Here is a 12,673-nt window from a genome sequence, read left to right as displayed (position 1 = left end):
TAGACATAATGATCAACAGTCCACCTCTTTATGACTTCGGTGCATTTGCATCGAGAGCCATAAATGCTTCCTTGGCGTTCTGCAGGGGAGGCAATTGGCCTAGAGAGGCTAGACCAAAAGCATTCAGAAATTGAGGCGTTGTAATTAGCAACGCAGGTCTTCCGGGTAAATCTCTAAAACCGGCTTCTTTAATCCAGTTCCAGTCAAATAGCGTTCTGAGAATCTGACTATTATTAGATACACCACGAATTTGTTCAATATCAGCACGTGTGACCGGTTGATGATACGCAATGACAGCCAACGTTTCTAGTAATGATGGTGACAGTTTTGTTGGTCGCTCTGGCCAAATCTGCGCAATGATATTGCGATATTTGGATCTTACCTGAAAACGAAAGCCCTGCGCAGTTTCAATCAACTCAATGGAACGGCCATGTTGTAAAAGGGCAAGCTGTTGTAAAAGCTGACGAAGCTGTTGTTTGTTATATTGATTATTAAATGCTTCTTTTAAACGGGCAATTGAGACAGGCGCTTCACTCGCAAAAATAATGGCTTCAAGCTGTAATAAAACTTCATGATGAATATCGGCTAATGACAAATCATTATTATTTTGTTCAAAACTGCTCATATTGAAGACCCTTGAATAGCTAGTGGAGCTTCAACTCCTGTAGCAATAATCTTAATCTTTTGTTGTCGGGTCAATTCTAAAACAGCCATAAAAGTTACAACCATTCCCATACGGCCTTGTTGGGGATTAAGTAATTCTTTAAAACTTAACACGTCGCCTGAATCTAATTTCTCTTCAATATAAGCAATACGTTCTTCTAACAGTACAGGCTCTTGCGCAATTGTGTGTGTTACAGGTTCCGGACGGTTAAATACACAGAACAAAGCATCGTGTAATGCTGAAACATCATAACCTTCATAAACAGGTGCAATATGACCTAAGCTTACATTGGCACTGAATGTATCACGGTCAAGAACTGGCATTTGGCCTAAACGTTCAGCGGCTTGTTTAATGCGTAAATAAGTTTCGAGTCGATCAATAAGATCCTGTTTAGGATCTTTTTCGATGCTTACGACAGTAGGCTTAGGTAAAAGTAAGCGAGATTTCAAATCAGCTAATAAAGCAGCCATGACCATATAGTCGGCAGTCAGCTCAATGTTTAAGGATTTCATACTATCCATATAAGCCAAATATTGAGTTGCAATAGGAGCAATATCAAGCTGGATGAGATCAAAACCGTTTTTTTGAATCAGATAAATTAAAAAGTCGAGCGGTCCTTCAAACTGTTCGAGCAAAATCTCAAAGGCAGCTGGAGGAATATAAAGATCCTCAGGAATCGTATCGTGCCACTCATCTAAAACACGGATGTGTGGAACGTCTTCCATGGATTGATGAAGTGATTGGTTCATTACGATTATAAGCCACGCGAATTTTCAAAAGCATGAGACTTGTTTTTCAAGTCAATAAGAGCTGTAGCAGAAGAACAGCAGATAGTGAGAAGCATTCTAAAGGAATTGTGACTTTTAATAAATTGCTTAACGACTAAAGTGTAAAAAAAATCCAAACTAAATAAAGAGTATTTTTTTTCTTGATAATGCTTTTTTTTAAACTATTGGTAAAAAATGAAAAGTAAGTGCTTATTCAAAAGCACTTACATCACCGACACCACGACGAATAATTTCAGGATGTTCACCTGATAAATCAACAATACTCGTGGTTGTTAAAGTACCAAAACCACCATCAATAAAGACATCAATACGCTTAGCTAATTGATTTTCAATATCGTAAGGATCATCTAGTGGATCTTCTTGCCCCGGTAAAATTAATGTACTGGTGAGTAAAGGTTCACCGAGCTCTTTTAATAAAGCCTGACAAATTGGATTACTCGGAATACGTAGACCAATCGTTTTTAGGGTGCATTAACCTACGTGGAACTTCACTGGTTGCCGGTAAAATAAAAGTGGTGATGGCGGGTGTATTTGCCTTTAATAAACGGTACGTCGCATTATCAACTTTGGCATAAGTCGCGATATCTGATAAATCGCAACACATAATTGCATATTGATGTTTAGGACCTAAACCACGAATCTGGGCAATCCGTTCCATCGCATTTTTATTACCAATCTGGCATCCGATTGCATAGGCAGCATCGGTAGGGTAGACCACAACATCTCCGGCACGAATACGCTCAACCGCTTGTTCAATGAGGCGTTGCTGTGGATTTTCAGGATGTACATGTAAATGCAACATATTTTAGAGACTCCATCACGCCATTATTAAAAATAGTATTAGACCTTTCAAACTTATGAAGCAAGTAACTTACGTAGTTTTTTTGTCATTTAATCAAGGAGTTCACGTTTAAATTCATTTAATTGTAATGCTGCACCTGCTCGCGTACATTGGCAAATACATTCAATGAATCTTGCTGCATCGGCAGGCAGCTTTGCTTCACCAGAAAAGTAACGTTGAACTTGGGCATAAACATTATCTTTAAACTTTCTGCCATCTCCACCATCGCCCGTAAGGTTATCTAGCGAGACTCTGAATTTTCTGCCAAAAGACTGTGCAAATAACCATTCAATGGCTTGAGGTTTGATTTCTACTTGTTCAAATAAATCTTGCTGTTCTTTAGTTCTGCCATCTGGCGCATACCAATAACCTAAATCGGGTAATAGGCGACGTTTTGCACCTGCAATTGTCCAATGGCTAATTTCGTGAAGAGCACTATTAAAAAAACCATGAGCAAATTGAATTTTTGCTGGTTCATGCTCATTCGCTGGGAAATATTCTGGTTCAAATTCTCCACGAACTAATGTCACATTATGGTGGGAAAACCAGTGATTAAAGTGTAAAATAAGCCAATCAACTTGCTCAGACTCTAATTTTGAGCTTGGCCATGGTGAGAGTTGCACCACGTCAGGTAAAAGAGGGTTCTGGTGGGTTGAATGGGTGCAAACGAGTAATGAAGTGTTAACTTCAGGTTGCGGCTGCAACAGGTGCATTGCTTAATTTACCCCGAGTTCTGTCTAAAGAAGTACAAAATTGTATCTTAATCTTTGACAGAGTACCGATGAATTTGTAGAATTGCCGCCTTAATTATGTCAGCAAATACCTTTCCGGCACAGATTGAGCCGTTTAAATGGGCTGAACAAGGCTTTACATGGTCAGGTCAACTGCCATTGTCTCGCTTTGCTCGTATTGCTCGTGAAGCTGTTGGGTCAATTGATAACCAATTGATCAACATAGACTGTAAGCTATCAATGGATGCCTATCATCGCATTGTGTGGTTAGATGGTCACATGGAAACAAAAGTTCCAATGGAGTGCCAACGTTGTTTGGAACCTGTTGAAATGCCAATTGTTTCTGACTTTCATATTGCACTTGTAGATGATGAGTCACTGATAGAGCGCTTGGATGAGGATGCTGATTTCATCGTTTTAGGTGAAAGTGAGTCTTCGACAAAAGGTGATTTTGATACACCTGCCTCGATCAACTTACTCGCATTACTAGAAGATGAACTGTTATTGTTGATGCCTTTATCTCCCAAGCATGATGCTTGTGAACATAAACATCAACCTACCATTCAGAACGTTGTCGAAGAGAAACGGGATAATCCGTTTGATGTTTTGGCAGGTTTGAAAGGTAAACTTAACTCATAATTTGTGTTATGATTATGGGATAAGACAACTGAATTTGTTCTGATCCATTTTTTCGATCTTTGTAAGGAGCCATCATGGCCGTTCAGCAAAACCGTAAAAGTCGCTCTCGCCGTGACATGCGCCGTTCACATGACGCTTTAACCGAGAATGCATTAACAGTAGACCAAGCAACTGGTGAAACTCATCGTCGTCACCACGTGACTAAAGACGGTTTCTACCGTGGTCGCCAATTATTCGCTAAAGCAGCTGATGCTGAATAATTGCATGATATGCATTAAGCGTGATGCTTAAGTATAGAAAAAATGGGAGCGAAAGCTCCCTTTTTTTGTTGTTTTTCGCAATTATAAATATACAAATTAAATGTTAAATTTCCGCTCCAGAGAAATGAGTGAAAACCCAAAAAGGATTTCTTATGTCTGCTAAACGTCTTGAACAAGTAGCTTTAGCCACAAAAACTGCCTTTGTGTTTCCAGGTCAAGGTTCACAAAAAGTTGGTATGCTCGCTGAACTCGCAGAACAGTTTAGTGGAGTTGGGCAAACTTTTGCCGAAGCTTCAGACGCGCTAGGATTTGATCTTTGGCACATTGCACAAAGTGGTGAAGGTTTAGACCAAACAGAAAATACCCAGCCTGTATTATTAACTGCCAGTATTGCTTTATGGCGTTTATGGTTAGATTTAGGTGGTTTAGCCCCTAAATACCTTGCAGGTCACTCTTTAGGTGAATACAGCGCTTTAGTTGCAGCAGGTTCAATGAGTTTGGCGGATGCAGTTAAGTTAGTTAATTTGCGTGGAAAACTCATGCAAAATGCTGTTCCTCAAGGGGAAGGCGCTATGGCTGCTATTCTTGGTTTAGCTGATGATAAAGTAGTTGAATTGTGCCAGAGCGTGTCTGCATTAGGCCAAGGTTCAGTTGAAGCAGCAAACTATAATTCACAAGGTCAAGTTGTGATTGCTGGTAGTACTGCATCTGTACAGCAAGTTATGGCATTGGCAAAAGAACAATCTGCTAAAGCAATTGCTTTACCGGTTTCTGTTCCATCACATTGTTCATTGATGAAGCCGGCAGCAGAAAAATTTGCAGAAGCTTTGGAACAAACTGCCATTGAGCTACCTACCATTCCTGTAATACAAAATGTCAACGCGGGAATTGCTACCGATGTTGCTCAATTACGTCAGGCTTTAACAGCACAATTGTACCAGTCTGTACAATGGACACGTACCATGCAGTCTCTACAAGACCAAGGTATTCAGTACATTGTTGAGTGTGGTCCAGGTACAGTATTGAGTAATCTCGCAAAGCGTTTACCAAATATTGAAAAAGCTTTTTCTATTGATAGTAAGAGCAAAATGGAAGATGCCCTAAATGCTGTTTTAGTGGCAGAAGGAAAAATTGCATGACACAAGAACGCAAAGTTGCATTAGTAACGGGCGCGAGTCGGGGCATTGGCGCTGCAATTGCCCAGCAACTTATTCAAGACGGTTATTTTGTCGTAGGTACTGCGACTTCTGAATCTGGTGCACAAAAGCTAACTGATAGCTTTGGTGAACAAGGTGCAGGTTTGGCTCTCGATGTGCGTAATCTCGATGAGATTGAAGCAGTCGTGTCTCATATTGAACAGAACTATGGTCCTGTACTTGTTCTCGTTAACAATGCAGGTATTACGAAAGACAATTTGTTGCTTCGTATGTCGGAAGATGATTGGGATGACATCCTCAATATCCACCTTAAAGCCGTTTATCGTTTATCTAAACGTGTACTTAAGGGTATGACGAAAGCACGTTTTGGTCGCATTATTAATATCAGTTCTGTTGTAGCTCACTTTGCAAACCCAGGCCAAGCGAACTATTCTGCTGCTAAAGCAGGTATTGAAGCATTTAGCCGTAGTCTTGCAAAAGAGATGGGTAGCCGCCAAATCACTGTAAACAGTGTGGCACCAGGTTTTATTGCAACAGAAATGACAGATGCACTTAGTGAAGACATTCGCAAAAAAATGAGTGATCAAGTGGCTTTAAATCGCTTAGGCGAGCCACAAGATATCGCAAATGCGGTGAGTTTCCTTGCAAGTGATAAAGCAGGTTACATTACCGGTACGGTATTACATGTAAATGGTGGTTTATACATGGCCTAACGCCGATGTATAAACTTTTAAAAATTTTTATATTCAATTAAACTAGTGGCAAATCAAACGCCACAAGCAATGAGGAGAATTCCTGTGAGCGATATCGAACAACGCGTTAAACAAGCGGTTGCAGAACAACTTGGTCTTAAAGCTGAAGAGATTAAAAACGAAGCATCTTTCATGGATGACTTGGGTGCTGACTCTTTAGATTTAGTTGAACTTGTTATGTCTTTCGAAAATGACTTCGACATCACTATCCCTGATGAAGATTCAAACGAAATCACTACAGTTCAATCTGCAATTGACTATGTAACTAAAAAACTTGGTTAATTCGCATATTGCTGATTAAAAAAGAAGGCCACCGTAAGGTGGCTTTTTTTATACGAGTAAGATAATTGATGAGATACATATTTTTACAAGATCAACCTCAATTGATAGCAGAGGTGTCTCTTTTTTCAAGTATAACAATAAGGGTCAGTTTAATGACTTTACTATAAACAATAATATGAGGACTAAATAATGGGTCTTTTTGATTTTGTAAAAGGTATTGGTAAGAAAAATACCGCACCAGCAGAACCACAAGCAGCTCCAGCAACACCAGCAGAACCTTCTGCACAAGAAATTGCGAATAAATTATTGGGATTGATTAAAAGCTTAGGCCTTGGGGTGGAAGGCTTATCTGTAACATATAATGGCTCAACTGACACTGCTATTATTAAAGGGCAAGTCCAAAGCCAAGCAGATAAAGAAAAAATCATTCTTATTGTGGGTAATGTAGATCATGTGGCACAAGTAGATGACCAGATGACTGTTGTAACTCCTGAGCCAGAAAGCAAATTTTATACAGTGAAATCTGGTGATAATCTTTCAAAGATTGCAAAAGAATTTTATGGTGATGCCAATCAATATCAAAAAATCTTTGAAGCGAATAAACCAATGCTGAAAGATCCAGATGAGATTTTTCCAGGACAAGTTTTACGTATTCCTCAATAATAGGAATATAAAAAAGGCGCTTAAAGCGCCTTTTTTATTTATTGGTTAAAACCGTTTTGGAATCTTTTGTCCATTGGGTACAGGTGTTTCAGCATTTTTTAACACACCAAATAACCATGTTTCTGCATGTTGAACTGCAATTTTTAAAGAGTCACCTAGAGCTAAACGACCTGCAATAAAACTCGCTAATGAACAACCTGAGCCATGATATTCACCTTCAAGGCGCGGACATGTACTACTTGCTGCAAGCTCGCCATCAATATATAAACTATTTTTAATAAAGTCAGGTGTGTCTTCATGTCCACCTTTCACCAATACGGCCTTGGCACCCATTTCAAATAACTTTTGGGTTGCTTGATCTAAATCGGTAACGCCTGTTAAAGCGCGCAATTCAACTGTATTTGGAGTAATGAGTGTCGCTAGAGGAATAAGCTCCACAAATGCTTTAACTAAAGTTGCTTGGTCTCCTAACGAACCGCCACTGTTTGCAACTAAAACAGGATCAAGTACATATTGATAGTCAGGATGAGCACGTAAAAATTCGGCTAGAGCCGCAATATTATCAGTAGTGCCTAGCATGCCAGACTTAACACATTTAATGGGTAAATCGCCTACAACAGCATTTGCTTGGGCTAATAATAGTTCTTTTGAGGTTGCTTCAAAGCCAAATACTTGTTGAGAATTCTGAATGGTGAGGGCTGTACATGCAATTGCTGCATGTGCACCACTTTGTCCAATCGCTTCAATATCGGCTTGTAAACCTGCACCACCTGAAGGGTCTAAACCCGAGAAACAAAGTACGGTTGGACGCACGGTTATTTCCTTTTCAATTTAAATTTACGTTAGTATAAGAGAGTTTAATTAAACTCTCGACCAATTGAATTAAATACTTTACTGGGTTAGTGATTGAATGGCTATAAAACATATTTTGATTGATTTAGATGGAACCTTAACAGACCCTAAAGTTGGTATCCATACATCAATTCGTTATGCAATGGATAAGTTAGGTTATCCATTAGCTGCCGATTTAAATATTGATTGGACGATTGGCCCACCTTTAAAAGCGTCATTAGCAAAATTATTAGCTACTCAAGATGATGCACTAGCTGAGCAAGCTTTACTTGCTTACCGTGAGCGTTTCTCGGTGATTGGTTTATTTGAAAATGAAGTATACCCATCTGTTGCGGAAACACTTAAGGCCTTAAAAGCAGAAGGGTATCGTTTGTTCGTTGCTACTGCTAAACCAACGATTTATGCAAAACGAATTTTAGATCATTTTGATTTAAGCCAATATTTTGTACAAATTTACGGTAGTGAATTAACGGGTGAACGGACCAATAAAGCTGAGCTTATCCATTATATTCTTGAACATGAGCAATTAAACCCAGAAGAATGCTTGATGGTGGGTGATCGTCAATATGATGTTTTAGGCGCCCGTCATAATGGTATTGAAGCGGTAGCTGTGACTTATGGTTATGGGACACCAGAAGAACTTACTCAAGCACAACCTAAAGCAAAGATTACAAAATTTTCTGAACTTTTAGATTATGTTGAAGAACAGGCCGCACAAAAGAAAGTTTCTTAAATTTCAAGAATTATAATTTAGAGGTTTGACCTGCAAGTGAACAAGTCAAACCTTTTTATTTATTTTTAAATACCGTGTTGTTGACGATATTGTACAAGCTCTTCAATTGTAATCACGGTTAAATGATGAGTTTGAGCATATGCTAAAACTTGAATTCCTGATGCCATTGTCCCATCCGGATTGGTTAATTCACATAATACTCCAGCAGGTTTTAAACCAGCTAATCTTGCTAGATCAATAGTCCCCTCCGTATGACCTCGACGGGTAAGCACGCCACCATTACGTGCGCGTAATGGGAAAACATGGCCTGGACGGTTAAGATCACTTGCAACAGCACCATCTTTAATAGCAGTTTTAATTGTGGTTACACGGTCTTTAGCAGAAACACCAGTGGTAACGCCTTGAGCAGCTTCAATAGTCACTGTAAATGCAGTATGAAACTGACTTGAGTTTTGAGAAACCATTGGTGGAAGTTCAAGATGATCAGCTAACTCTTCAGTAAGGCATAAACATACAATACCTGAGCCATCACGAATCATACGTGCCATGGTCTCAACAGTTAGGGTTTCCGCTGCAACAATTAAATCTGCTTCATTTTCACGGTCGAAGTCATCCATCACCAAGACAGGTTTGCCTTGACGGATATCTTCTAATGCTTGTTGGATGCGTTGCTCAGCAGGAGAGAGGGCTGAGAAAAAAAGTTCTGGTTGAATTAAACTAGACATAATGAAACGCTCTCGTAAGAATACGGTTGAACATTTCAGGACTGATGCAAAAACAGGCTGGCACTGAAATAAAATGGATTTATTTCAGTTCGTCGTCTTCTTTCATCCGGACTATACCGTCGGCTTTGGAGTTTCACCAAATCTGCTCAAATTACATAATTTAAGCTCGTGGGCTTGTTAATTTAACAATAAAAATTAACTTTACCACCGGTGGGGAATTACACCCCGCCCTGAAGCGATGGGTTTTATTATAGCGCGCTTGGCAAAATTGGCTAGATGCTTTTGTAGAATGCTAAGTCTCTTTATGAATAAGTATTTTCATAAATTGAAATAGTCTTTTTAACAAGAGCTTACTTGTTGAGCTTAAAAGTGAGTGTTATGTTTTTTTCTAGAAAATTATAAGTAAAACCGGTGTTTCATGCAGATAAGAGATTATTATCCTTTTAGGAATACTTTATTTATTCAGCATCTCCATATTTTCAGTTATGTATTTATGGCGCTCAGTATTCTGTACTTAATTGCTGCTAATTGGTTGATGCTTCCAGATAGCATTCAACTCATTATTCCACCTGTTATATTACTTATAACAGCTTGGGTGAGTGTCAAGAAAATTTTAAGTGAAGGAGTAAGGCAAACTTTACATGGCATCTGCGGCTTAATGGTCGGTTTGAGTTTGGCTGTAATTGGGCAAGTTTATCAAACTGGTGCAGACAGTTATTTACTTTTCTTGATTTGGACTTTGCTTTTATTGCCGTGGCTATATCGACCAAATATTGGAATCTTTGCTTTAATTTGTATTACAAGCCAACTCACCCTATTTTTATTTTTTAAACAGACTTTCTGGGCAGAAAAGTTTCCCTATCTTTATCTTTTTGCTCTAAATCTATTAAGTCTTGTGCAGTTTTGGATCTGTCAAAAGAAATATACGGCTTTACGTTTTATTTTTATTGCTTGGTTTGCTGTTATTTCAATAACAGGAATGATTCAATTCCTATCAAGTGAAAATTTACCTTATCTGATCTCGGCTTTTTTTCTAGGAATCATCGCTTTTTATTATTTTTTTAATAAAGATGATCAGTTGTGTGCCAGTTTAATGGCTGCTGTTCTTGGTGTGACGGCTACCATATGGCTTGTGGATGGTATTAATCAACTATTTAAAGATTCTAATGAGTTCATCTTTTTATTGATCGCGGGGATTATTTTTACTTGGTTTGCACTCATTAGTTATTTCTTAATCAAGATTTTCCGTCAAAGCCGTTTTTATATCATTCCTTTGGCAATTGGTGCTTGGCTTGCTGGTCTAGCGCTTGCAGCATTTACTTTGGTGTTTTGGGAGACTATTTCCTTAATTATTGGAATCATCTTTGTTGCTGTAGCTATAACTTTACTAACAAAATCGCAAAGTTATTTCATCCGGCAGTTTGCATATTGTTTATTTGTGAGTGGACAGACTGCTTTTTTATTCCATCTTGGTTCTGAAACAGATCAAATTTTATGGGTATTAATTGCCCAGATCTTTATTTTATGTATCAGTTATTGCCTTAAGCCTCATTGGTTCTTTATTTTAATTCAAATGCTTGCAACTTATGGTATAGCAGTAATCTATCTACTACAAATGGATCATTCATTATGGTCTTTAAACTCTACTCTGACTTATTTAAATTTAGTCTTACTTAACTATTTGGTTTTTAGCTCGGTACTACTGATAGGAAGTAAAGCGGTCGTATCGTATAAGCGGAGTATCTTCTTAAGTACGCTCGTTGTAATTTTGGTGAGTTCATTCTTTGATACCTTTATAGGAGTAGCACTTGTTGATTCGGCTGATCACTCACTATGGTTCCTTTATGCATTGCCGTGCGTATGGTTATTATGCTTTAGTTTTTTCTATCTCTATCGACAACTTCACGGTATAACTTTTTTTGCCTTTTTAGTTTTTGGCATATTACTTATTGCACTCGGCTATTTTGAAGTATTCATCTTATTTGTTATTTTGACATGGGCTTTAAAAAATAAAGATCGCATTGTTTATGGTGTTACGCTCGTAGTATTTGCCTTTGTGCTTTGGCAACTTTATTACAGTTTACAATTAAGTTTTTTAGCTAAAAGTGCATCAATCTTGGTGTCAGGCATTATATTGCTGGCTCTATATGGGCTACTTATGAAAGAAGCTAAAATTAATTTTATTGAGGAGGGAAAGTAATGAAAAAGCATTTCTCTCTTATGCTTGCAGTAGTCACTGTATTATTTTTTGCAGGTTTAGTCATGAAAAATGAATGGCACTTGCATCAAAGTAAAAGTATTTTTATTAAGCTGAAACCAGTTGATCCTCGTTCTATTTTACAAGGGGACTACATGGCGCTGGCTTATGAATTAAATTTACAATCTCTCAAAGCTCTGACAGGAAGTGAAAGTGAAGCTTTAGATCAGGTGATTTTTAATCATGCTTCTGTTCCAGCAAAAGTTATTTTAGATTCACGAAATCGAGTAATCCGTACTATTTTAGACCCTAACTCTTTATCTAATGAGCAGAATTTAATTTTAAAAAATCCGGACAATCACTATCAATCTTTGTACCCAGCTTCTCGCAGTTTCTTATTTGCCGAAGGCTTAGCTCATTGCTATGAGAAAGCGAAATATGCTGAATTTAAGGTAAATGCAAAAGGAGAGGCGATTTTATTTGATTTACGTGGAGAAGAGCTACAGTCTCTAAATTGTAAGCAGCAACAGAGCTGGTGGAAGGGAACTGCCAGAAGTTTATAAAGTCTTATAAAAAAAGCCCGTATTTACGGGCTTTTTATTATTTTTAAATCTTTAATTAGGCAACTTGCACAGGAATACAGTTCGCTGTGTGATTGACTGTGTTATCTGGGTTCGCATATACCAAGCGTGGTTTATGGGCATTTGCTTCAGCTTCTGTGAAATCACCAAAAGTAGCAATAATAACTAAATCGCCCACATCTGCTTGGTGAGCAGCGCCGCCATTTACTGAAATAATGCCAGAGTTATCTTCACCACGAATTGCGTAAGTTGTGAAGCGCTTGCCATTAGTTACGTTCCAAACGTGGATTTCTTCGTATTCACGAATACCAGCTAAGTCCATCAATACGCCATCAATTGCACAAGAACCTTCATAGTGAAGTTCAGCATGGGTTACAACTGCACGGTGAATTTTGCATTTTAATAAACGAGATAGCATGGCTAGCGTCTCCTGAGTAGATCTAAGATGAAGATCTTATGGTGAAATCTTTCGCCTTTGCCGCCGGCTAGGTGGCTGATGCGCATTTTGCTCCTAAAAAAGCAAGATAGCAAGCTTGATTGTTCAACAATTTAAGCTGGTTTATACGCATTAATTTGATTCATGGCCTGTGGTACTTGCCCTTGAACAAGTAACTTTACTTTAGAGAGAGCATGATCAATTGCTCCATCCATCAGGCTTTGTTCACTACTTGGTGCTTTCCCGAGCACATGTCCAGAAACTCTTTCTTTTGAGCCGGGATGTCCAATACCAATACGTAAACGATGAAAATTTGGGCCAATATGCGGGACAATATCACGTAAACCGTTATGACCGCCGTGTCCACCGCCT

General features: G+C 38.5%; 15 protein-coding genes, 2 pseudogenes and 1 riboswitch. Of the genes and pseudogenes, 9 read left to right on the top strand and 8 right to left on the bottom strand.

Annotated elements, in window-relative coordinates; genetic code table 11:
• Window positions 1-28 precede the first annotated feature (28 nt).
• The 4 genes and pseudogenes from scpB to C1642_RS10230 form a co-directional block, all read right to left on the bottom strand.
• Window positions 29-625, bottom strand: a complete 597-nt coding sequence (gene scpB, locus C1642_RS10245; protein ID WP_000093856.1) for an SMC-Scp complex subunit ScpB — start codon at window positions 623-625, stop codon at window positions 29-31.
• Window positions 622-1,413: a segregation and condensation protein A gene (locus tag C1642_RS10240; protein ID WP_213064272.1), complete on the bottom strand. Its 792-nt coding sequence runs from the start codon at window positions 1,411-1,413 to the stop codon at window positions 622-624. The genes scpB and C1642_RS10240 overlap by 4 nt, the downstream gene beginning before the upstream one ends.
• Window positions 1,414-1,641: 228 nt before the next feature.
• A pseudogene (locus C1642_RS10235) lies at window positions 1,642-2,254 on the bottom strand (L-threonylcarbamoyladenylate synthase).
• Between the two features lie 89 nt (window positions 2,255-2,343).
• Complete coding sequence (locus tag C1642_RS10230; protein ID WP_000550441.1) at window positions 2,344-3,006, bottom strand: elongation factor P hydroxylase; 663 nt, start codon at window positions 3,004-3,006, stop codon at window positions 2,344-2,346.
• A 96-nt stretch (window positions 3,007-3,102) separates the two neighbouring features.
• Here C1642_RS10230 and C1642_RS10225 point away from each other — a divergent pair, with 96 nt between their 5' ends.
• From C1642_RS10225 to lysM, 6 genes are all read left to right on the top strand, one after another.
• Window positions 3,103-3,663, top strand: a complete 561-nt coding sequence (locus C1642_RS10225) for a YceD family protein (protein ID WP_001275712.1) — start codon at window positions 3,103-3,105, stop codon at window positions 3,661-3,663.
• 74 nt (window positions 3,664-3,737) lie between these two features.
• Window positions 3,738-3,923 (top strand): 50S ribosomal protein L32, encoded by a 186-nt coding sequence (gene rpmF, locus C1642_RS10220; protein ID WP_000290730.1) that lies wholly within the window; start codon window positions 3,738-3,740, stop codon window positions 3,921-3,923.
• A gap of 152 nt (window positions 3,924-4,075) precedes the next feature.
• Window positions 4,076-5,062, top strand: coding sequence for an ACP S-malonyltransferase (fabD, locus tag C1642_RS10215; protein ID WP_001274814.1), 987 nt, complete (start codon window positions 4,076-4,078; stop codon window positions 5,060-5,062).
• Window positions 5,059-5,793 (top strand): 3-oxoacyl-ACP reductase FabG, encoded by a 735-nt coding sequence (fabG, locus tag C1642_RS10210; RefSeq protein ID WP_000191300.1) that lies wholly within the window; start codon window positions 5,059-5,061, stop codon window positions 5,791-5,793. The genes fabD and fabG overlap by 4 nt, the downstream gene beginning before the upstream one ends.
• A gap of 84 nt (window positions 5,794-5,877) precedes the next feature.
• Entirely contained in the window at window positions 5,878-6,114 is a 237-nt protein-coding gene (acpP, locus tag C1642_RS10205) for an acyl carrier protein (RefSeq protein ID WP_001279871.1), read from the top strand.
• A 189-nt stretch (window positions 6,115-6,303) separates the two neighbouring features.
• Window positions 6,304-6,777 carry a peptidoglycan-binding protein LysM gene (gene lysM / locus C1642_RS10200; RefSeq protein ID WP_103236283.1) on the top strand — a complete coding sequence of 158 codons (474 nt, stop codon included), beginning with the start codon at window positions 6,304-6,306 and terminating at the stop codon, window positions 6,775-6,777.
• Window positions 6,778-6,822: 45 nt separating this feature from the next.
• On the opposite strand, the gene C1642_RS10195 is transcribed toward lysM, so the two are convergent.
• A complete protein-coding gene (locus C1642_RS10195) occupies window positions 6,823-7,590 on the bottom strand; it encodes a hydroxymethylpyrimidine/phosphomethylpyrimidine kinase (RefSeq protein ID WP_001247940.1) in 768 nt (255 codons plus the stop codon).
• 97 nt (window positions 7,591-7,687) lie between these two features.
• Here C1642_RS10195 and C1642_RS10190 point away from each other — a divergent pair, with 97 nt between their 5' ends.
• Window positions 7,688-8,362 carry an HAD-IA family hydrolase gene (locus C1642_RS10190; protein WP_103236282.1) on the top strand — a complete coding sequence of 225 codons (675 nt, stop codon included), beginning with the start codon at window positions 7,688-7,690 and terminating at the stop codon, window positions 8,360-8,362.
• A 65-nt stretch (window positions 8,363-8,427) separates the two neighbouring features.
• Here the strand turns inward: C1642_RS10190 and ribB are convergent, their stop codons facing one another.
• On the bottom strand, window positions 8,428-9,087 hold the full coding sequence (ribB, locus tag C1642_RS10185) for a 3,4-dihydroxy-2-butanone-4-phosphate synthase (protein WP_000096537.1): 660 nt from the start codon (window positions 9,085-9,087) through the stop codon (window positions 8,428-8,430).
• A 90-nt stretch (window positions 9,088-9,177) separates the two neighbouring features.
• A riboswitch (FMN riboswitch) is annotated at window positions 9,178-9,328 on the bottom strand.
• Window positions 9,329-9,505: 177 nt separating this feature from the next.
• Between ribB and C1642_RS10180 the strand changes: the two genes are divergently transcribed.
• Together C1642_RS10180 and C1642_RS10175 are read left to right on the top strand one after the other, a co-directional pair.
• On the top strand, window positions 9,506-11,287 hold the full coding sequence (locus tag C1642_RS10180) for a DUF2157 domain-containing protein (protein ID WP_103236281.1): 1,782 nt from the start codon (window positions 9,506-9,508) through the stop codon (window positions 11,285-11,287).
• Window positions 11,287-11,847: a GDYXXLXY domain-containing protein gene (locus tag C1642_RS10175; RefSeq protein ID WP_005129476.1), complete on the top strand. Its 561-nt coding sequence runs from the start codon at window positions 11,287-11,289 to the stop codon at window positions 11,845-11,847. The genes C1642_RS10180 and C1642_RS10175 overlap by 1 nt, the downstream gene beginning before the upstream one ends.
• Window positions 11,848-11,902: 55 nt before the next feature.
• Here the strand turns inward: C1642_RS10175 and panD are convergent, their stop codons facing one another.
• Together panD and C1642_RS10165 are read right to left on the bottom strand one after the other, a co-directional pair.
• Entirely contained in the window at window positions 11,903-12,283 is a 381-nt protein-coding gene (panD, locus tag C1642_RS10170; protein ID WP_000952664.1) for an aspartate 1-decarboxylase, read from the bottom strand.
• A gap of 131 nt (window positions 12,284-12,414) precedes the next feature.
• Window positions 12,415-12,673: pseudogene (locus C1642_RS10165) on the bottom strand (aminoacyl-tRNA hydrolase); the annotation flags it as partial.

It is taken from the genome of Acinetobacter sp. AKBS16 (genome assembly GCF_002899995.1).
In the GTDB taxonomy this organism is placed as follows: domain Bacteria; phylum Pseudomonadota; class Gammaproteobacteria; order Pseudomonadales; family Moraxellaceae; genus Acinetobacter; species Acinetobacter baumannii.
This window is presented reverse-complemented; position numbering and strand designations above follow the sequence as displayed.

Coding starts and splice junctions, on each gene's coding strand:
- scpB (WP_000093856.1), bottom strand. CDS start 625: ATGAGCAGTTTTGAACAAAATAATAATGATTTGTCATTAGCCGATATT.
- C1642_RS10240 (WP_213064272.1), bottom strand. CDS start 1,413: ATGAACCAATCACTTCATCAATCCATGGAAGACGTTCCACACATCCGT.
- C1642_RS10230 (WP_000550441.1), bottom strand. CDS start 3,006: ATGCACCTGTTGCAGCCGCAACCTGAAGTTAACACTTCATTACTCGTT.
- C1642_RS10225 (WP_001275712.1), top strand. CDS start 3,103: ATGTCAGCAAATACCTTTCCGGCACAGATTGAGCCGTTTAAATGGGCT.
- rpmF (WP_000290730.1), top strand. CDS start 3,738: ATGGCCGTTCAGCAAAACCGTAAAAGTCGCTCTCGCCGTGACATGCGC.
- fabD (WP_001274814.1), top strand. CDS start 4,076: ATGTCTGCTAAACGTCTTGAACAAGTAGCTTTAGCCACAAAAACTGCC.
- fabG (WP_000191300.1), top strand. CDS start 5,059: ATGACACAAGAACGCAAAGTTGCATTAGTAACGGGCGCGAGTCGGGGC.
- lysM (WP_103236283.1), top strand. CDS start 6,304: ATGGGTCTTTTTGATTTTGTAAAAGGTATTGGTAAGAAAAATACCGCA.
- C1642_RS10190 (WP_103236282.1), top strand. CDS start 7,688: ATGGCTATAAAACATATTTTGATTGATTTAGATGGAACCTTAACAGAC.
- ribB (WP_000096537.1), bottom strand. CDS start 9,087: ATGTCTAGTTTAATTCAACCAGAACTTTTTTTCTCAGCCCTCTCTCCT.
- C1642_RS10180 (WP_103236281.1), top strand. CDS start 9,506: ATGCAGATAAGAGATTATTATCCTTTTAGGAATACTTTATTTATTCAG.
- C1642_RS10175 (WP_005129476.1), top strand. CDS start 11,287: ATGAAAAAGCATTTCTCTCTTATGCTTGCAGTAGTCACTGTATTATTT.
- panD (WP_000952664.1), bottom strand. CDS start 12,283: ATGCTATCTCGTTTATTAAAATGCAAAATTCACCGTGCAGTTGTAACC.